The organism is Actinoplanes subglobosus (assembly GCF_042650585.1).
Taxonomy (GTDB): domain Bacteria; phylum Actinomycetota; class Actinomycetes; order Mycobacteriales; family Micromonosporaceae; genus Actinoplanes; species Actinoplanes subglobosus.
The window spans coordinates 35095-54943 of record NZ_JBHSBL010000027.1 but is presented as its reverse complement, the minus strand read 5'-3'; the positions used below and the strand labels follow the sequence as shown (position 1 = coordinate 54943).

General features: G+C 71.2%; 11 protein-coding genes. 3 read left to right on the top strand and 8 right to left on the bottom strand.

Annotated features, from left to right (window positions below):
* Nucleotides 1-29: 29 nt before the first annotated feature.
* From yjfF to ACFO0C_RS39990, 4 genes are all read right to left on the bottom strand, one after another.
* Entirely contained in the window at nucleotides 30-1055 is a 1026-nt protein-coding gene (gene yjfF, locus ACFO0C_RS40005; RefSeq protein WP_378072131.1) for a galactofuranose ABC transporter, permease protein YjfF, read from the bottom strand.
* Nucleotides 1055-2071, bottom strand: a complete 1017-nt coding sequence (locus ACFO0C_RS40000) for an ABC transporter permease (RefSeq protein WP_378072028.1) — start codon at nucleotides 2069-2071, stop codon at nucleotides 1055-1057. The genes yjfF and ACFO0C_RS40000 overlap by 1 nt, the downstream gene beginning before the upstream one ends.
* The gene (locus ACFO0C_RS39995) at nucleotides 2068-3594 is read right to left on the bottom strand and encodes a sugar ABC transporter ATP-binding protein (RefSeq protein WP_378072027.1); all 1527 of its coding nucleotides are present in this window, start codon (nucleotides 3592-3594) and stop codon (nucleotides 2068-2070) included. The genes ACFO0C_RS40000 and ACFO0C_RS39995 overlap by 4 nt, the downstream gene beginning before the upstream one ends.
* Before the next feature lie 67 nt (nucleotides 3595-3661).
* Nucleotides 3662-4642: an ABC transporter substrate-binding protein gene (locus tag ACFO0C_RS39990; RefSeq protein ID WP_378072026.1), complete on the bottom strand. Its 981-nt coding sequence runs from the start codon at nucleotides 4640-4642 to the stop codon at nucleotides 3662-3664.
* Between the two features lie 324 nt (nucleotides 4643-4966).
* On the opposite strand from ACFO0C_RS39990, the gene ACFO0C_RS39985 reads away from it, so the two are divergent.
* From ACFO0C_RS39985 to araD, 3 genes are all read left to right on the top strand, one after another.
* Complete coding sequence (locus tag ACFO0C_RS39985; protein ID WP_378072025.1) at nucleotides 4967-5956, top strand: LacI family DNA-binding transcriptional regulator; 990 nt, start codon at nucleotides 4967-4969, stop codon at nucleotides 5954-5956.
* 444 nt (nucleotides 5957-6400) lie between these two features.
* Nucleotides 6401-6886 carry a hypothetical protein gene (locus tag ACFO0C_RS39980; RefSeq protein ID WP_378072024.1) on the top strand — a complete coding sequence of 162 codons (486 nt, stop codon included), beginning with the start codon at nucleotides 6401-6403 and terminating at the stop codon, nucleotides 6884-6886.
* A gap of 820 nt (nucleotides 6887-7706) precedes the next feature.
* Entirely contained in the window at nucleotides 7707-8414 is a 708-nt protein-coding gene (araD, locus tag ACFO0C_RS39975; protein WP_378072023.1) for an L-ribulose-5-phosphate 4-epimerase AraD, read from the top strand.
* Between the two features lie 1054 nt (nucleotides 8415-9468).
* On the opposite strand, the gene pstS is transcribed toward araD, so the two are convergent.
* The 4 genes from pstS to ACFO0C_RS39955 all read right to left on the bottom strand — a co-directional run bounded on the left by pstS (nucleotide 9469) and on the right by ACFO0C_RS39955 (nucleotide 19813).
* Nucleotides 9469-10509: a phosphate ABC transporter substrate-binding protein PstS gene (gene pstS, locus ACFO0C_RS39970; protein WP_378072022.1), complete on the bottom strand. Its 1041-nt coding sequence runs from the start codon at nucleotides 10507-10509 to the stop codon at nucleotides 9469-9471.
* A 437-nt stretch (nucleotides 10510-10946) separates the two neighbouring features.
* Nucleotides 10947-12353 carry a hypothetical protein gene (locus ACFO0C_RS39965; RefSeq protein WP_378072021.1) on the bottom strand — a complete coding sequence of 469 codons (1407 nt, stop codon included), beginning with the start codon at nucleotides 12351-12353 and terminating at the stop codon, nucleotides 10947-10949.
* Nucleotides 12354-12429: 76 nt separating this feature from the next.
* A complete protein-coding gene (locus tag ACFO0C_RS39960) occupies nucleotides 12430-13632 on the bottom strand; it encodes an esterase-like activity of phytase family protein (protein WP_378072020.1) in 1203 nt (400 codons plus the stop codon).
* A gap of 52 nt (nucleotides 13633-13684) precedes the next feature.
* A complete protein-coding gene (locus tag ACFO0C_RS39955; protein ID WP_378072019.1) occupies nucleotides 13685-19813 on the bottom strand; it encodes a DUF4011 domain-containing protein in 6129 nt (2042 codons plus the stop codon).
* Nucleotides 19814-19849: the final 36 nt, after the last annotated feature.

The following is a 19849-nucleotide window of genomic DNA, read 5'->3' as shown; positions in this document are numbered from 1 at the left end:
CCTTTCTCGTACTTTCGTAGTCATGCTGGTTATTTCGCTTTTCTCGTGACGAGTCGCTGCATCACGATGAAGACGAAGAGGAGCACGCCGATGATGATCCGGGCCCAGGCCGCGTTCAGATCGCCCTGGAAGTTGATGATCGTCCGGATCAGGCCGGTGACCAGGACACCGAGAAGGGTGCCCCAGACGAAGCCGGAGCCGCCGGTCAGCAGCACGCCACCGATGACGCAGGCGGCGATCGCGTCCAGCTCCATGCCGTTGCCCTGCAGGGCCCAGCCGGAGGTGGAGTTGATGCTGAACAGCACGCCGCCGAGCGCCGCGCAGAAACCGCTGAGGGTGTAGACAGCGATCTTGGTACGGCCGACCGGCAGACCCATCAGCAGTGCCGAGTCCGCGTTCCCACCGATCGCGTACACGTTGCGGCCGAACCGGGTCCAGGCCAGCACCGCGGCGGCGACCAGCACGGCGAGGACCGCCACGATGGCGATCGGCTTGGTGACCACACCGTCGGCGAGCACGATGCGGTAGTCGGAGATCGCCCGCCACATCTCGTCGCGGATCGGGATCGAGTCCTGGTCGATGAAGAGGGCCAGACCGCGGGCGAGGAAGAGCCCGGCCAGCGTGGCGATGAACGGCTCCACCTTGAAGAAGTGGATCACCGCACCCTGGCCGGCACCGATCAGCGCGCCGAGCAGCAGCACCAGCGGCAGGACGACCAGCGGCGGCCAGTCGGCCTTCAGCAGGGTGGCGGTCAGGATCGTGGTCAGCGAGATGACCGCGCCGACCGACAGGTCGATACCGCCGGTGAGGATCACGAAGGTCATGCCGACCGCGACGACCAGCAGCACCGCGTTGTCCCGGAACAGGTTGACGATGACGCTCGGGTCGTCGAAGTTCCGGTAGTTGGCGACACCGCTGCCGTACATGACGACCAGCAGGAACAGGGTCGCCAGGATCGGGATGTACTTGGTGTTCGGCTTGTAGACCCGGCGCCGCTTGTTGAGCCCCGGGCCACCGCCCGTCGTGACCGGAGGAGTGTCCACGGTGGTCATGATTAGGCAACCTTCTGGAGTGCGGGACGCGACTTGAAGCGCCCGAAGACCTTCGCGCGGAAGTCCGGCGACTGGGACAGGCAGAGCGCCACCACGACGACCGACTTGAACAGCAGGTTCGCCTCGGGCGGGATGCCGATCGCGACCACCGTGACCCGCAGCGTCTGGATGATGATCGCGCCGAGCACCGTGCCGATGATCGAGAACCGGCCGCCGATCAGCGCGGTGCCACCGATGACCACGGCCAGGATGGCGTCGAGCTCGATCAGGTTGCCGGCCGAGATGCTGTCGGCGCTCTTGATGTCGGCGCTGGCGATCAGGCCCGCGAGACCGGCGAAGCCGCCCGCCACCACGTACGTCATGATCGTGATCCGGCGGGCGCCGATACCGGCCAGGCGGCTGGCGGTCGGGCTGCCGCCGACCGACTCCAGCAGCAGGCCGAGCGCGGTGCGCCGGGTCAGCAGGACGGTCAGGCCGACAGCGGCCGCGGCGATCAGCAGGGCCACCGGCAGGGTCAGGAAGAAGCCCGAGGCGAGCGTGGCGTACGGCCCGGACTGCACGTTGATGATCTGGCCCTTGGTGAACAGCTGGGCCAGGCCACGACCGGCCACCATGAGGATCAGCGTCGCGATGATCGGCTGGATACCGACCAGCGCGACCAGCGACCCGTTCCAGAGACCGGCCACCAGCGAGACCAGGATCGCGACACCGATCGCGATGAACACGCCACCGATGCTGTTCTGGTCGGGCAGGTCGCTGATCAGCAGACACGCGACCGCGCCGGAGATCGCCATCACCGAGCCGACCGACAGGTCGATACCGCCGGTCGCGATGACCAGCGTCATGCCCAGGGCCACCAGGATGAGCGGCGCGCTGCCGCGCAGGATGTCGATCAGGGAGCCGAAGAGGTGGCCGTCCTGGATGGTGATGAACTGGTTCGAGGTGAACGCGTTGACCGCCAGCATCACCACCAGGATCAGCGACGGCCAGAACAGCCGGTTCTTCAGGATGTTCGTCATGAGGTTGCTCCGCTGGCGATGGTCTGCATGATGCGGTCGGCGTCGACGTCCGCGGTGTTCTCCAGCTCCTCGACCAGGCGCCGATCCCGCAGCACCGCGATCTTGTGACTGAGCCGGAGGACCTCCTCCAGCTCGGCGCTGACGAACAGCACCGCCATGCCGCCGTCGGACAGCTCGGCCACCAGGCGCTGGATCTCGGCCTTGGCGCCCACGTCGATACCGCGGGTCGGCTCGTCGATGATCAGGAGCCGGGGCTCGGTGATCAGCCACCGGGCGAGCAGCACCTTCTGCTGGTTGCCGCCGCTCAGGTTGCGGACCGGGCGCTCCGGGTCGGCGGGCCGGATCTGCAGCGCCTTGATGTACTTGTCGACGATCTCGTCCTGCTGCTTGCGCGGGATCGGGCGCGTCCAGCCCCGGGTGGCCTGCAGCGCCAGGATGATGTTCTCCCGGACGCTGAGCTCGCCGATGATGCCCTCGGTGCGCCGGTTCTCCGAGGAGAAGGCGATCCGGTGCTTCATCGCGACCTGCGGATCGCGCAGGTTGATCGGCTTGCCGTCGACCAGCACCTCGCCGGTGTCGGCCTTGTCGGCGCCGAAGAGCAGACGGGCCAGCTCGGTACGGCCGGAGCCGAGCAGGCCGGCCAGCCCCACCACCTCACCCTCGTGGATGGTCAGGTCGTACGGGGCGATCGCGCCCGTACGGCCGAGTCCCTTGGCCTCCAGGAGCGGCTTGGCCTCGGCGGACCGTTCCCGGTTGCTCTGCGCCTTGTCCTCGAGGTCCTCCAGCGCGGCCAGCTCCTTGCCGATCATCTTCTCGACGAGCTGCACCTGGGAGAGCTCCTCGGTCCGGTGCTCGCTGATCAGCTTGCCGTTGCGCAGGATGGTGAGCCGGTCGGAGATCTCGTAGATCTGGTCCAGGAAGTGCGAGACGAACAGGATCGCCACGCCCGACTCCTTGAGCCGGCGCATCACCCGGAACAGCTGCTCCACCTCGGCGGTGTCCAGGCTGGAGGTGGGCTCGTCGAGGATCAGCACCCGGGCGTCGACGTCGATCGCGCGCGCGATGGCGACCATCTGCTGGATCGCCAGCGAGTACGAACTGAGCGGCGCGGACACGTCGAGGTCGAGGTCGAGCCGGGCGAGCAGCTCCGCGGCACGCTGCCGCATCTTGCCCCACTGGATCTTGCCGAACCTGCGCGGCTCACGGCCGATGAAGATGTTCTCCGCGACGGAGAGGTTGGTGCAGAGGTTGACCTCTTGGTAGACGGTGCTGACACCGGCCTGCTGGGCGGCCAGCGGACCGGAGATGGTCACCGTCTCCCCGCCCAGCTTGATCTCGCCGCCGTCGATCTCGTACACCCCGGTCAGGGTCTTGATGAGGGTGGACTTGCCGGCGCCGTTCTCGCCCATCAGGGCGTGGACCTCGCCCGGGAACAAACGGAAATCGACGCCGTCGAGGGCGACGACGCCGGGGAAGACTTTTCGGATCCCGGTCATCTCGAGGACCGGGGACTGCTCGCCCATTCTGGCTCCGTTTCGAGCTCCGCAGGCCGCCCCGGATTTGCACCGGGGCGACCTGCGGGCGGTTCAATCAGTACTTGCGGGTGGGCAGAGCCGCCTTGGCCTCTTCCTGGGTGAAGGTGCCCTCCTTGGTGAGGATCCGCTTCTCCACCGGCTGGCCGGCCTTGACCGCCTTGACGGTCTCCATCAGCTGGTCACCGAGGAGCGGGCTGCACTCGACGATGAAGTTGATCTCGCCGGCGGCCAGAGCGGTCATGCCGTCCTTGACCGCGTCGACCGTGATGATCTGGATGTCCTTGCCGGGCACCTTGCCGGCCGCCTTGATCGCCTCGATGGCGCCGAGGCCCATGTCGTCGTTGTGGGCGTACAGCACGTCGATCTTCGGAACCGACTGCAGGAAGGTCTCCATGACCGTCTTGCCGTCGGCACGCTTGAAGTCACCGGTCTGCGACTTGACGATCTTCAGGTTCGGGTTCGCCTTGATCTTGTCGGCGAAACCGGTCTGCCGGTCGATGGCCGGAGCCGAACCGGTCGTGCCCTGCAGCTCGACGATGTTGACCTCGCCGGTCTTGCCCTCGTACTGCTTGACCAGCCAGTCGCCGGCCTTCTCGCCCTCGACCTTGAAGTCCGAGCCGATGAAGGACTCGTACAGCGAGGTGTCGGTCGAGTCGACGGCGCGGTCGGTCAGGATGACCGGGATGCCGGCGTCCTTGGCCTCCTTGAGCACCGCGTCCCAGCCGGAGGTGACCACCGGCGAGAAGGCGATGACGTCCACCTTCTGCGTGATGAAGCCGCGGATGTCCGCGATCTGGTTCTCCTGCTTGCCCTGGGCGTCGGAGAACTGCAGCTTGATACCGGCGGCGTTGGCCGACGCCTTGATCGACTCGGTGTTCGCGGTGCGCCAGCCACTCTCGGCGCCGACCTGGGAGAAGCCGAGGACGATCTGGCCGTCGTCGCTGCCACTCTCGGTGCCGCTGTCGCTGCTGCAACCGGCAAGAGCGGAGACGGCCAGCAGGCCACCGAACACCGCCACAGACAAGGTCTTACGCACTACAACCTCCAAGAAACTGTTACCGTTCACAAATAAGCAGCGGGTAGGGCTACCAGCCCAAATCCGCGGAGATCGGCGTCCTTCTGCGACCGCCGTCACAGCTTGCGTTTCTGGAGTGTTACCGTTCTCATCCCGCTCGTCAAGAGATCCGGATCAACGTTTCGGATCTGTTGCAAGAACGCCCTCCTCACCCGTGGTGATCGAACCGAAGCTGCTAGGAATCGTCCAATGGCGACATCTGAACAGGTGCCGAGCACTGAACCGGCCACCGAACCACCCGCGCCCGCGCCCCGGCCGAGATCCGGCAAGGAGCGTGGCAGCGTCATGCGTGACGTGGCCAAACTCGCCGGCGTCTCGCACCAGACCGTGTCGCGAGTGATCAACGAACACCCCAACGTGCGCGCCGAGACCCGGGAACGGGTGCTCGCCGCGATGCGTTCGCTCAACTACCGGCGCAACCTGGCGGCACGCACCCTCGCCACCCGAGAGTCACGAACCCTCGGCATCGTCGGTTTCGAGACCACCCTGTTCGGTCCCGAATCGATGCTTTACGGCATCGAGAGCGCCGCCCGGGCCGCCGGCTACCTGGTCAGCGTCGCCACCGTCCGGGACCTGTCGCACCGGCCCGTCCTCGAAGCCGTCGACCGGCTCGTCCAGCACGGCGTCGACGGCATCATCGCGATCGCGCCGAAACCGGCCGTCACCACGGCACTCACCCACGCCCCCGGCGGCATGGCCTGCGTGGCGGTCGGCGGCGACGGCCAAGCCGGCTTCCCGACGGTACGGGTCGACAACGCCGCCGGCGCACGCATCGCCACTCAGCATCTCCTCGATCTCGGCCACGCCACCGTCCACCACGTGGCCGGACCGCTCGACTGGCCCGAGGCACAGGCCCGCGTCGACGGCTGGCGCGACACCCTGTACGCGGCCGGAGCCGTCGTGCCACCGGTCACCGCCGGTTGGTGGGACGCCGCCGCCGGATACGAGCAGGGGCGGCGGCTCGCCGAGGACCCGTCGGTCACGGCGGTGTTCTGCGCCAACGACCGCATCGCCCTCGGGGTCCTCCGTGCGATGCACGAATCCGGCCGACGGGTCCCCGACGACGTCAGCGTCGTCGGATTCGATGACATGCCCGACTCGGGGTACTTCCTCCCGCCACTGAGCACCGTCCACCAGGACTTCGCCGAGCTGGGGCGGCGGGCGCTCGCCCTGCTGCTGCGCAACCTGGGCCTGCCGGACGGTGACGCCCTGGAGGACGTGGTGGTGGCGCCCCGGCTGACGCCCCGGTCCAGCGCCACGGCGCCGCGGTCCTGATCGCGCGCCCCTGAACCCGCACCCGGACCGGTGCCGGCACCCCGGTCCGGGACGGGCCAGTCGATCCGGGTGGACTCATCCTCGCCGGATCCACCCGGGCCGGCTCCGGCCCGCCGGATCCCACCCGGGCAGTCTCGGGCTCGGCGGATCTCACCCGGGCAGTCTCGGGCTCGGCGGATCCCACCCGGGCAGTCTCGGGCTCGGCGGATCCCACCCGGGCAGTCTCGGGCTCGGCGGATCCCACCCGGGCAGTCTCGGGCTCGGCGGATCTCACCCGGGCGGGCTCATCCTCGCCGGTGAGGGCCATTGCGCTCTGGCGTCACGCCACTACAGTCCGAGGAGTGCTCGACGACGACACACCGTTCGCGGAGCCCTGGCGTTCCGGCGCTGGGCGGTCCCGTCGTGCCCCCGCCGATGACGTGGTCGCGAAGGGACGGTGAGCACGTGGCTCCCGGATCGAACGGATGGTTCCGCCGACGATCACCCCGGCTCTCCGGGACCTTGCACATCCTCGACGCCACCGGCCGAGAGCTGGCCGTCCCCCTACGTGGCAAGGCGTCCCTGCTGACCGCGGGCGGCACCGGCCTCCGCGGGTACGGCGAGGTGTGGGCCGTCCACACCACCGCACCCGCCGCCGAGACCAGCTTGATGATCACCTACAGCCGGTCCGGCCGCGGCGACCTGGCATCCGGCCTGTGCGCCGCCGGGCAGACGATCGTCCTCGACGGGGCAACCTTCACATGGCGGGCACCGGGCGTCCCACCCAACAGCGTCCCCCGCCAGCGACAGGCACCCGCCGGGCTGCCCCGCAACCTGCGCACCCCGCCGGCCCGTTCCTCCAACACCCGCTCCGACCAGGCCTCAGCGGTCGGGCTGCGCTCCCGGCTGCGCAACATGGTCCGTGTGGTAACCCAGGCCACCCGCCACTGATTGCGGGTAGCGTCGGCCCGGTGAACGGCACTCCCACAGAGGGCTGGCTACCCCTCCCGGGGCACCCAGGGACGGCACAGCCCGCAGAGGGCCCGCTCCTCCGGGGCGTCCGCCCCTCCCGGAGTGCCCACCATTCCGGGGCGCCCGCCCTTCCCGGGGTCCCCACCAATCCCGGGGTGCCCACCACTCCGGGATCCCCGCCCCTCCCGAAGTGCCCACCACTCCGGGGTGCCCGCTCCTCCCGGAGTCCCCGCTCCCCCTGGGTCCCCGCCCCTCCCGAAGTGCCCACCACTCCGGGGTGCCCGCTCCTCCCTGGGTCCCCGCCCCTCCCGAAGTGCCCACCACTCCGGGGTGCCCGCTCCTCCCGGAGTCCCCGCTCCCCCCTGGGTCCCCGCCCCTCCCGAAGTGCCCACCACTCCGGGGTGCCCGCTCCTCCCGGAGTCCCCGCTCCCCCCCTGGGTCCCCATCCCTCCCGGGATCCCCACCGCTCCCCGCGGTCCCCACCGCCCCCTGGGGTCCCCGTTCCTCCCGCGGCGCAGGCGGAAGACCTGCCCCTCCCGGCTGTCGCGGACGGCACCGCCCGCGGAGAGCCCGCGACGGCGCACTCACGGAGAGTCCGGGGTGGCGTTCCCCGCGCGCGAGGATCGCTACAGCGGCGCCCACGGAGGGCCCGGGGTGGTGGCCTCCGCAGTGCCGAGTGCAGCGTGTTTGCGTTAACATGCCGCCCGCCAGGCAAGTCCAGTGCGTTTCGGCCTTGTGTCGGACCACTCCCGTTCCGTTATCGTGAGCGCTAACATCCGGCGTTCGAGGAGAAGACGACGTGACTTACGGTTCGCCGGCCCTGCGCCGGGCCGTGCTGCTGGCCAACCAGACCATCCCCGCGGCCGGCCTGGCCAAGCTGACCTGGGGGAATGTCAGCGGCATCGACCGCGAGGGCGGCTTCTACCTGATCAAGCCGTCGGGTGTCGCCTACGACGAGCTGACCGAGGACCACCTGGTCCCCGTCGACCTGCACACCGGCAAGGTGCTGGCCGGCGACCTGCGCCCGTCGGTCGACAGCGAGAGCCACCGCGCGTTCTACCTGGCCTGGCCCTCGATCGGCGGTGTCACGCACACCCACTCGGCGAACGCGACCGCCTTCGCCCAGGCCAACCGCGACGTTCCGGTTCTCGGCACCACGCACGCCGACACGTTCAACGGTCCGGTCCCGGTGACCCGCACCCTCACCCCCGAGGAGTGCGCCACCGACTACGAGCTCAACACCGGCCGCGTCATCATCGAGACGATCGGCGACGACGAGGCGGCCGCAGCCATCCCGGCCGCGCTGGCCGCCAACCACGGACCGTTCACGTGGGGCGCCACTCCGCAGAAGTCGGTAGACCACGGCATCATCCTCGAGGCGGTGGCGGAGATGGCCCTGAAGACCCTCGCCCTGAACCCGAACGCAAGCACCCCACCTCACCTGCAGGAACGTCACTTCAAGCGCAAGCATGGCCCCGGCGCGTACTACGGAAACCCCCGCCCCTGACCCCATCGACACCGCCGGCCCACCCCTTCGGCCCGGCCCAGCCCCTCGGTCCGGGCAGCCGCTCGGCGTCCAGGCGGCCGCTCGGTGTCCAGGCAGCCGCTCGGTGTCCGAGCAGTCCCTCGGTGTCCGGGTGGCCGCTCGGTGTCCGAGCAGTCCCTCGGTGTCCGGGTGGCCTCTTGGCGTCCAGGCGGCCCCTCGGCGTCCAGGCGGCCCCTCGGCGTCCAGGCGGCCCCTCGGCGTCCAGGCGGCCCCTCGGCGTCCAGGCGGTCCCTCGGCGTCCAGGCGGCTTCCCAATGTCCGGGCAGCCCTTCGGTCCGGGCAGTCCCTCGGTGTCCAGGCAGCCCCTCGGTCCGGCAACGGCCCGGTCCGGGCGCCTTCACACCCGAACCACCGTCCTCCGCGACGCTCCAGCGACGCGGAGACGACACTGACGGCCAGGCGGATCTCTGCGGTTGACATCAACACTGCCTTCGCACGGCCACACGCTGAACCACCTTCGCTCAGCGAATCCCCGCCGCGGATCTTGACCGTTTCACCACCGAATGCGGTGGTAAAACGGTCAAGATCGGCTGGGGACACCGCGGTGAACAGCCGTGGACGGTGAATCTTGACCGACTCACCACCGAATGAACCGCATGCGGTGGCCAAGCAATCAAGATCTGCCGCCGCCTGCGGTGATCCCCGCGCCGGATCTTGACCGGCATACCACCGCATGCGGTGGCCAAACGGTCAAGATCGGCTGAAGGCGCGGCGAGCGGCGGCGGCCCGCGCGAACAGCAACGGGCGGCCAGCGACGGGCGGGCAACGGGCGGGCGGCCGGGCGGCGGGCCGCACGAACGGCGACAGGCAGCCCGGCGGCGGGCCGCACGAACGGCGACAGGCAGCCCGGCGGTGGGCCGCACGAACGGCGACGGGCAGCCCGGCGGTGGGCCGCACGAACGGCGACGGGCAGCCCGGCGGTGGGCCGCACGAACGGCGACGGGCAGCCGGGCGGCGGGCGGCGGGCGGCGGTGGGAAACCGCTAAGCGGGTGGTGGGCTGGCGGGTGAGTGGGGTCAGCGGAGGGTTGCCAGGGCCCGGACCACCTGGTTGCGGAGGGATTCGGGGAGCGGGGCGTAGCCGGCCTGTTCGGCGGCGCGCTGACCCGGCTCCCCCGCCGCGTATACAAGGAAACTGCGGGCCACGTCCGAGACCGTATTGCGGCAGACCACCTCGTAGGTGACCTGGACAAGCGGATAGGCCCCGGCCCGCGCCGCGGTGTAGTCGATCGACAGGCGCAGATCGTCGGAGACCTCGGCGGATGCGACGGTTTGCGCGGCCGCCCAGTCGGTGGCCTGGGACCAGCTTCCGTCAGGGGTGCCGACACTGGCCGTGGGCAGGTCGGTGACCCTGGCGTAGGAGGACTCGACGTAGCCGATCGCGCCGTCCGTCCGGGCGATCGCGTCGACCACCCGGTGGCTGCCGCGCTGGCCGATACCGCCGGGGGCCGGCCAGTCGTTGCCGGAGCCGTGTGGCCAGTCGGACGGGGCGGTCGCGGTCAGGTAGCGGAGGAAGTTGCCGGTCGTGCCGGAGCTGTCCGCGCGGTGGACGGTCCGGATCCTGGTGGCAGGCAGGACTGTACCCGGATTGTCGGCGGCGATGGCCTCGTCGTTCCAGATGGTGATCGTCCCGCTGAAGATCCCGGCGATGGTCCGCGGGGTCAGGCGCAGGTCATCGGCTCCGGCGACGTTGTAGGTGAGCGCGATCGGGCCGATCACCAGGGGCAGGTGGACGGCCGGGCCGTCGCAGCGGGCGGTGGCATGGTTCAGGTCGGCCGTGGACAGTGGGGTGTCGGTGCCGGCGAAGTCCCCGGTTCCGTCGAGGAAAGCCTTCACTCCGGAGCCGGAACCGGTGCTCGTGTACTCGACGGCGGCGTCGGGGCAGGCGATCTGGTAGGCCTTGATCCAGGCGTTCACCGCGTTCGTCTGGGCTGAGCTGCCCTGGCCGGTGACCGCACCGGCGGCGCAGGCGATCGACGGCTCCGGCTCGGCGGGGGCCTCGCATGCGGTCAGGGCCAGTAGGAGTGGGGCGATGACGGTCAGGGCTCGCAGCCTCATACGTTTACCTCTTGAGACGGGAACGGCCGCCAGCGCGACGACGGCCGCCAGCAAGAGAACAGCCGCCGACCCGGGAAAGGGCGGCGACCCCGGAACAGCCGCCAGGGCGAGAACAACCGCCGACCCCGGAACAGCAGTCCGAGCAAGAACAACCGCCGACCCGGGAACGCCAGTCCGGGTGAGAACAGCCGCCGGTTCGGGAACGGCGGTCCGGGCGGGAACGGGCGCCGGTTCGGGAACGGCGGTCCAGGCGGAAACGGGCGCCGGTTCGGGAACGGCGGTCCAGGCGGAAACGGGCGCCGGTTCGGGAACGGCGGTCCAGGCGGAAACGGGCGCCGGTTCGGGAACGGCGGTCCAGGCGGGAACGGGCGCCGGCGTGGGAGCGGCCGTCGGGGTGGGAGGCTGGAATGGCGCGGAGCGCGGGGCGCGTGTCCGCCTCATCGGTATTCGGCCAGGCGTGGGCGTACCGCTGAAGGAAGAAGAGTGAGGACCGCGGCGATGAACAGGGCCGGCAACCAGGACCAGCCGGTCAGCGTGGTCTCCGCGGCGCGCAGCGCGCGGTCGAAACGGTCGCGGCGGGCGTCGGTGGCCTCGGCGACCGACGCGTCGAAGTAGGCGAAGTCGAAGGCCGCGTCGCCTCGGCGGATGCCGGTGAGCAGACGGACCGCCTCGGCCGTCCGGCCGCTGTCGGCGAGAGCGACGATCCGCTGGTGGACGGCCTGGTAGGTGGCCCAGCGCTCGGCCGCGACCGGACCGGCGAGCCGGGCGAGACCTGCGCGCGCCGAAGCCACGGCGGTCACCGGGCCCGAGGCCGGGTGCGGCGACGACATCCGGCAGGCCGGGTCGCCGGTGAGGCAGGCCGACTTGGCGGTGAAGTCGTCGCGGTAGTAGCCGAGGTTGGCCGAGACCAGGTAGCGGCCCGTGTCGGCGGCGGCGTCGTAGCCGAGGGAACGCAGTTCGGAGAGGGCCAGGTAGGGGCCGAGCCCGGTGTCGCGGCCGTCGGCGAGCTGCCGGGCCTGCACCTGCAGGACGGCCGTGGCGGCGAGCAGGAGCAGCAGGCTGACCGCGGTCGCGGTGATCAGGGCCGGGTTCCACAGGCGGCGGAAACGGCGGGCCGTCCACACCTGAAGGAAGATCAACAGCGCCACCAGGGCGCCGCCGGGCAGGACGATGACGGCGGTGGCGGTGGTTTCGGTGGCGGATTTCCGGGCGTACGCGTCATCGAGACGCCGCTGGCTCTGCTCACGTAACTCCTGGGCGTCCGGCAGCAGGCGCTGGTGCAGCAGGTTGGTGGCCTGCGTCCAGTAGCCGAGCTGGTCGGCGGCCGTGGGCGCGGCGAGGGCCTGGCCGATCCGCTGACGGTAGACGGCCAGCCCGTCGGTGACGCGCAGGGTGACGGCGTCGTCGGCGGTGAAGCCCCGCAGGGCCTGGTCGGCCTGGTAGCCGCGGTCGCGGTAGACGCCGAGCGCGTCGACCCGGATCCCCGCGAGTTCGTCGACGGCGGATTGAGCGGCGGCGGATTGAGCGGCGGCGGATTGAGCGGCGGCGGATTCGGCGGCGGATTCGGCGGCGGCCGGCGACGGATTCATGGCCGCCGGCAGGAATCGGTCGCCGGCCAGGAGGATGCGGGTCGCCTGGGCGTCGAGGTCGCTGAGGGCGAAGTAGAGGTCGGCGGCGGTGGCGGCCCGGGGTGCCGCCTCGTGGCCGATCACGCGCACCTGGTCCCGGACGCTGACCATGACGAGGGTGAGGGCGGCCAGCAGCACGGTGGCGACGGTCGCGGTGAGGGCGGTCAGCAAGCGCAGGATTCCGGGTGTGTCGCGCCGGAGTTCTATCGCGGGCACGCCGCCACGGTAGGCCATTAGCGCAATTCCGTGACAGCGCGCCCGCTCGTTTACCGTCGATTAAAGAATCGTTTACCTACCGGCTCTGAGCTGGAAAGATGCGCTTGTCCGGATTCAGCGACGAGGGCAGCTCAATGGTGATCCACTCATTGTTGTCGGCCACTCCGGCGGTGCGCCCGCTGGAGAACGGGAAGTTGTTGTCGTTCAATACCGCGACGGTCTTCTCGTTCAGGATGACCACGTCCTCGATGGTCTGGAACGGGAAGGTGAACGTGGCGCCGAAGCCGCCGACCCCACGCGGGTCGGCGATGTTCATCAGGTCGACGAGCAGCGTCTTGTCGACCAGCCCGTCCTTGTCCCGGTCCCGGGTGTCGGCGATGTAGAGGCGCTTGATGACGGCGGTGGCGCCCTGGCCGCCGTCCCGCTCGATGATCAGGAAGCGGTGCCGGTCGATGGCGATGGCGTCACCGATGGCCAGGTTCGGCGCGCCGAGGCGGTAGACGTACCGCTTGCCGGTGTACTTCCCGGTCCGGGTGTCGAACTCGTTGAGCCGCAGGTCGCCGGGCGTGTCGCCGGTGACCGAGCCCTCCAGCAGCGCGTAGAGGTGGCGGCCGTCGGGCGACTTGGCCAGGCCCTCGAAGCCCTTGCTGCCGCCCAGGTTCGCGGTGGTGCCGGTGCGGGTGGCGGTCTCCGGCGCGGTGACGCCGTCCAGCGGGACCGGCGCCGACAGCAGGCGGCCGGCGCGGTCGAAATGCAGCAGGTACGGCCCGAACTCGTCACCGATCCAGTAGCCGCCGGCCGCGTCCTTGACGATCGACTCGACGTCGAAGTCCGCACCGGTGAGCACCCGGTCCTCGCGGGTCAGCTTCCACGGCACGTGGCCGGCCGGATCGGTCAGGTTGACGCCACCGAGCACGTCGACCTCGTTGTCGGCGAACGCCGGCGCCAGCCGCTGGACGCGCAGCAGGAAGTCGCCGGAGTTGGCCTGGTTGCCGTAGCCGTTGTCGGAGAGCACGTCGAAGGTGCCGTCACCGTTGTTGACGATCCCGGAGAAACCCTGGACCGGCTGGTCGGCGAAGGGCACCGGGAAACCGTTGGTGTTGCCGGTGACGAGCGCCCCGGACGGCTCGCTGCCGGGCACGAAGGTGGCCGCGGGAAGGGACGCGAAGCCGGTCAGGGTCGGGACGGTGACCTTGGAGTGGTCACCGGCCCGGGCCCCGCCGGTCAGCGTGAGAGTGAGCGCCACGACCAGCGATCCGCTGTAGACGAACTTTCGCATGTGGCCGGACGTTAGGAGCCCCGGGTGAACCACTGCCGACGATCCGATGGCCTCAGGCCTTCGCCTTCCTGGACGGCGCGGGCGCCGTGTCGTGGCGCGGCAGGGTCAGCGGGTCGGGCAGGTCGTGCACGGCGCTGAGCCCGTCGGCCTGCCGGTTCAGCCGGCCCTCGGCGACCAGGTCGGCGATCAGGCCGGTCAGTCGCGCGTCCAGTTCGGTCGATCGCCGGGACGCCCAGCCGTAGAGCCGGCCGGTCGCGGCGAGCAGCCCGTCCACGTCGATCGCACCGGCCTCGGTGACCAGGTGTTCCATGGCGACCCGCAGTTCGGAGCCGGCGATCTGGTCGGCCTTGCGGGCCACACCGTCGGCGCGCAGCCGGACCGTGGGCACCAGTTGGCCGGGGTCGCCGAGGAACTCGTCGGTCCAGGTCACGTCACCCTTGGCGGCCAGTTTGGCGATGGCCGCGTCGATGGCGGCGCGGGCCTGCTTGGTGATCCGGACGAGCGCCCACTCGTCACGCATCCGCTGCAGGGCGATGCTGATGTGCACCGGCCCCTCGACGGCGGCGATCCGGCGGATGGCGTCGGCGATCCGCCGCGCGGTCTCCGGCTCGGCCAGGCTCGCGCCGTCCGGCAGGGCGGTGAGCTTCGCCTTCCGGTACGGGTGGGCCCACTCCTGGATCCCGTGGGCCACCGGCACCGGCTTGCCGGCTTTCCGGGCCGGCCGGGTCCGGGTGCGTTTGGGCGCCACCGGCGGCGGCTCGACGGTGTACTCGGGAGACACGAAGACCGGCTGGGCGATCGGCAGCCCCTCGACCGACGCGGGCTCGCTCCGGGCGGCACCGGCGAGGGCGGCCGCCGCGGCAATCGCCGCCTCGGCACGGGCGGCCTCGACCCGGGCCGCCTCGACCCGCGCCGCCTCGGCACGTTCCACGTCGGCCCGGCTGAGGTGCTCGAAGGTGGCCGGCATGATCCGGGGCTCGTCGAAGTCCTCGTAGTCGTCGAGGTCGGCGACCTTTTCGGTACGGGTGACCCGCTCGAACACGGCGGCGGTGACTCGGGGGCCGTCCTCCTCGTGCTCCTCGTGCTCCTCGTACTCTTCGTACTCCTCGACGATCTCGGCCCGGGTGACCCGGTCGAAGATCGCGGCCCGGACCTGGGGCTCCTCCTCCGCCGTCTCCTCGGCGGGCGTCTCCGCCCAGCCGGTGCCGGCCCACTCCTCGGTGACATGCTCCTCGACGTCGTCCACACCGGCGAGGTAGGCGTCGGTCTCGTCGTCCAGCGTGCCGAGGGCGTCGACCGGGACGACCTCTTCTTCTTCGATCGGCTCCGGGTGGAGAAGCTCCGGCTCTGTGTGAAGAAGGTCCGGCTCTGTGTGAGGAAGGTCCGGCTCCGGGTGGAGAAGCTCCGGCTCCGCCGTGGCGTACCCGTCCTCGGTCTCCACCAGGGTGACCGGCTCGCGCTGCTCCCCCTCGGGGATCGTGGACACCTCGAGCTCGGCCGCCTGCTCCTCGGGCGGGAACTCGGCGAGCGCCTCGTCGATGGCCGCGCGCAGCCGCTGTTCCTCGTGCTCGCGGTCCAGGTACCACGCGGTGCCCCAGATCCGGTGCAGCTTCCAGCCGAGACTCTCCAGGACCTGCTCACGGAGTCGGTCGCGGTCACGGGCGGCGGGCGCCGAGTCGTAGGTGGTGCCGTCGCACTCGATACCTAGCGCGAACGGGGCGTTGCGCCGGGCCGATCGGCGTACGGCCAGGTCGATCCGGAACGCGCCGGTGCCGACCCGGGTACGTACCCGGTAGCCCCACGCCCGGATGACGTCGCGGACGGAGTCCTCGAACGGCGTCTGCGCCTCGGGCCGGGTGTCGTCGAGCCCGAGTGCCGCCTCCCCGCGGGTCGCGTAGTCGAGATATCCGGCCAGCGGCCGCAGTTCCTCGGTGTCCGGCAGGTCGCGGCCGCGGATCGTGGAGATCACCTCGACCCGGCGGGAGGCCCGGGTGGTGGCGACGTTGAGCCGCCGCCAGCCGTCCGGCCCGGCCAGCCCGCCCAGGTCGGCGCCGATGGCGAGCAGGACCACGTCGCGTTCGTCGCCCTGCACGGTGTCCAGGTCCTTGACGAAGAACCCGCGGAGCCGGTCGTCGTCGGGTGGCACGACCATGTCGGCGACCGCGGCCTCGATCCGCATCGCGAGCTCGGGCGTGCAGGCGATGACGCCGAGGCTGAGTTCGGGGCGGGTGACGAAGTGGTGGGCGACCCGGCCGGCGACCAGGTCGGCCAGTCCGGCGTCCCCGTTCTCGGCGATCGCCGGGAACAGCTGCACCCCGGTGTCCGGTCCGGCCGGGCCGGCGGGTGGGAAGGTGCTGAGCATCCCCTGGTAGAAGGTGTGGTTGGCGAACGCGATCAGTGACTCGTGCCGGCTGCGGTAGTGGGTGGTCAGGTCGAGCACCGGGAAGGCCGCGCAGCCGATCGCCAGGTCCAGGACGGACCGGCCCTCGCCGGGCGTGGGCAGGGCGGTGAGCTGCCGGTCGTCGCCGACGACCACGAACGACGCGCCGCGGTAGATGCAGGTGATCGCATCCGGTACGGGCACCCGTGACGCCTCGTCGATGATCACCACGTCGAAGGTGAGGTCGGCCGGGACCAGCCGGCTCACGTCGGCGGGCACGGTCAGGAAACACGGCTTGACCGCGAGGGTGGCGTGCCGGGTCCGCCCGATCAGCTCGCTGACCGGCAGGCGACGGCCCTGCTGTGCGGCGGATGCCCGCAGCAGCGCGGCCTCGGCGGCGGCGGTGCCGGTGGGCTGCATCTCGTCGACCGCGTTCATCACGTCGGCGGACGCGGCCCGCTGCAACCGGCCGTCCCAGACGCGGAACTCCTCGACGAGCCGGTCCCGGGCGGCCGCGTCCAGCGGTGGCAGCCGGTCGTCCTCCCGGATCACGGTGTCCGCCCACGACTGGAACAGGGCCCGGCCGAGGACCGGCAGGATCTGCTCGACCGCCAGGTCCTCACGGGCGCAGAAGTCGACGACCGCGTCCAGGCCGTGCTCGGCGAGGATCTCGCGGGCCGCCTGGTAGTCGAACCACTCCTGCTGGCCCTTGCCGTCCTCGATCAGCGCCTGGATCAGCTGCCGGGCGTGGTCGTAGTCGTCCAGGACGGTGGTGAGCTGAGCGTGCCGGCGGGGTGCGAAGGCGCGCAGGATCCAGTCGCGGGCGGCCTGCCACTCGGCGACCCGGGACGGCAGTGTGTCGGTGGGCCGGGACCGGCCGAGGGCCTCGACCTGCTCGGTGGTGAGCGCGGTGTCGACGCCGACCCGGATGCGCCGGGCCTCCGAGGTCCACGCCATCGCGGTGGCCAGGGCCTCCACATCGGTCTGGGTGCCGCGGTACGCGTTACCGAGAACCTTGGCGTAGTCGCCGGCGTTGGCCGCCAGTGCCGCGGCGGCGTCGGCGGCGCTCTCCCGGAGCAGTCCGATGGCGGCCGACTCGGCGAGCGAGAAGTCCCGCCCGGCGGCGACGCTGTACGCCTGGACCAGCTCGGCCGTGGCGGTCAGCGGCTCGACGTGCGCCCGCAGCCAGGTGACCGCGTCGTGGACGGGCCCGGCCGCGAGCTGCGGGCGCGGCGCCGCCTCGGGTGGTGGCCGCAGGGCCGCGGTCCACCGGTCGAACTCCTTGCGGGCCTCCGAGACGATCCGGATGATCGCGCTGTTCGGGGTGGGCGCGCTGACCCGCTCGATGACCGCGGGCAGTGCCTCCGGCGGGGTCACCCGCATCACCTCCTCGGCGGTGCCGAGGGCGTTGCGGATGGCGTCGAAGTCGGTGTCCATCCGCTGCCAGTGGCGGCCGAGGATCCGGCCGTACTCGCGTTCGGTCTCGTCGAGCTCGGTGAGCGCCTTCTTCCACGCGGCCGCGGCGGCGAGGTTGGCGACGGCCTGCTTGCGCTTGACGTCCGGCCGGGCGATCTCGGCGGCTGCCTTCTTGTCCCGCCGGTACGGCGCCCGCAGTTTCCGGAACCCCTTGTGCACGCTGGCGAACCGCTCGGCCAGTTCGTCCACCGGGTGGGCGAGCGCACCCTCGTTGAAGTGCTCACGCGCCCGGTCCTCGGCCGCCCGCACCTGGTCGACGGCCCGCTGGAGCAGCCGGGACGCGGTGTGCGCGGCGGCCATCCCGGCGGCGTCGAACCACCCGGACTCCGGCTTGTCCGGCCGGTTGAGCAGGTCGACGATGGCCGCCACCCGGCCGATGTCGGAGAACGCGACCACGTTGGGCAGACCGAGCCGGGCGGTGACCCGGTCCAGGCTGTGCTGGTGCTGTTCGAGCCGGTCGGCCTCGTCGGCGAACCGCCGGGCCAGGCCGCGGGCCTGCGCCGCGGTGAGCGGCAGCAGCTCGACCGCCGGCGGGTCGAGGTGCACGAGGCTCGGCACGATCGGCAGCTTGCCCGGGGTGGGCAGTGCCGACCAGGTCACGCCGGCCCGGGACCGGACCGCGTCCTCGGCCTGGTGCAGCGACTTGAGGTGGCGCAGCAGGCCCTCGGCGGCGCGGGCCACCGGTTCCAGACTGTCCAGGGTGAGCCACTCGTCGGCGGCCTCCGGCGGACGGCGTGCGGCGTGCCCGATCAGCGTGGTCAGGGCGATCGCGTCGGCCAGGTGCCGGGCCCGGAACGCGGTGGCGAGCGGGTCGTCGCCGGCCGCCTCGACGAGGTGTTCGAGGGCGGTCTGGGCCTGGTGCAGGCGGGCGTCGAGCCGGTTGCGGTCGACGACGTCACGCCACAGGAAGGCGTCACCCTGCAGGGCCGGCCGCCAGGCGCGCCCGAGTCGTTCGGCGGCGTCCCGGACCTTCTGCAGCGACTGGGTGGTGAGCGGGACCGGCAGGGACGGCGGGACCGGGGCGGCCGGCACGTCGGTCATCTGCGCGCACATGCCGAGCACGTCGTGCAGCCGGTGGCCGAGCGGCTCCCGGACCTCGTTCATGGCCTCGGCGTACGCGTTCAGCCGTTCCCGGTGTTCGCGCAGCTCCTGCCGTTCGTCGGTGGACAGGCTGGGCGGCGGCAGCGGGATGAAGTCGAGGGCCGCCGCGAGGGTGGCCGCCACCTGGTCGCGCCCGGTCTGGTCGCTGTGCAGTTCGAGCAGGTAGTCGTCGAGCCCGGCGTGGGCGAGACGGTCCTTGACCACGTCGAGGGAGGCCGCCTTCTCGGAGACGAGCAGCACCCGTTTCCCGGCGAAGATCAGCGCGGCGATCATGTTGGCGACGGTCTGCGACTTGCCGGTGCCGGGTGCGCCGCGCAGGACGAAGCTGCGGCCGGCGAGAGCGGCGGCGACGCACGACCGCTGGGCGGCGTCGGCGTCGAGCACGAGCGGGATGTCATCGGGCGAGGCCACGTCGTCGATGCGGCGGGCGCTGATCGGCTCGAACTTGAACGCGTCGATCTGCGAGCGGGCCTCGGTGGCCAGCGCGCGGACCACCGGGTGGGCGAGGATCTGCCGCTCGTTGTCGACCAGGTCGTGGTAGACGACCTCGCGGTGCACGGTGAACCGGGACAGCAGGATCGCCTCGTCGGTACGCCACTCCGGGTGCTCGCTGATCGCGGCGTCCAGGCGGGCCCAGAAGACGGTCACGTCCAGCCCGGTCAGCCCCTCGACGACGGGCAGTTCCACCCCGTGGTGCTTGAGCCGGATGGCGAGGGCCGGGTTGACCAGCGGGTCGTCGGGCCGGGCGCGCAGCCGCGGGTAGTCCAGCGGGTCGGAGTCGACCAGGTCGACCGGGATGAGCAGGATCGGGCTGGCGTACTCCTGCTCGTCGTCCTTCCAGTGCAGCGTGCCGAGCGCCAGGTAGAGCGCGGACATACCGTATTCGAGCTGGTCACGGTGGTCGGTGCGGCGCAGGGCGCGCAGCGTCGTGTCCATCTCGGCGTCGGTCATGTGCGTCTGGAACACGCTGGCGGTCCGGGGGCGCGGACCCTCCTCCTGCTCCTCCACGCCGAGGAAGCCGCACTCGCGGCCCTGTTGCAGGGCTTCGAGCACACCACGCGGTGACGGACTGTCGATCGCCACCACGCCGGGACCCCACGGGTCCGCGTGGATGAGCGGGTTGGAGGCGGTGAGGTCGAGCAGACCGGCACGCCAGCTTTCGAGCACTCCCCGGACGCGTGCGTCCGGCCGCCCGGTCAACCCGTCAGCTTCATCCCACCGCATTCGCCCATTCCAGCAAGGCGAGGTGGGTCACCGTGG

What these genes read in the sequence shown, in the direction of transcription:
- ACFO0C_RS39960 (WP_378072020.1), bottom strand. Translation starts at nt 13,632, where the DNA reads ATGCGAAAGTTCGTCTACAGCGGATCGCTGGTCGTGGCGCTCACTCTC.
- ACFO0C_RS39985 (WP_378072025.1), top strand. Translation starts at nt 4,967, where the DNA reads ATGCGTGACGTGGCCAAACTCGCCGGCGTCTCGCACCAGACCGTGTCG.
- ACFO0C_RS40000 (WP_378072028.1), bottom strand. Translation starts at nt 2,071, where the DNA reads ATGACGAACATCCTGAAGAACCGGCTGTTCTGGCCGTCGCTGATCCTG.
- pstS (WP_378072022.1), bottom strand. Translation starts at nt 10,509, where the DNA reads ATGAGGCTGCGAGCCCTGACCGTCATCGCCCCACTCCTACTGGCCCTG.
- ACFO0C_RS39995 (WP_378072027.1), bottom strand. Translation starts at nt 3,594, where the DNA reads ATGGGCGAGCAGTCCCCGGTCCTCGAGATGACCGGGATCCGAAAAGTC.
- ACFO0C_RS39955 (WP_378072019.1), bottom strand. Translation starts at nt 19,813, where the DNA reads ATGCGGTGGGATGAAGCTGACGGGTTGACCGGGCGGCCGGACGCACGC.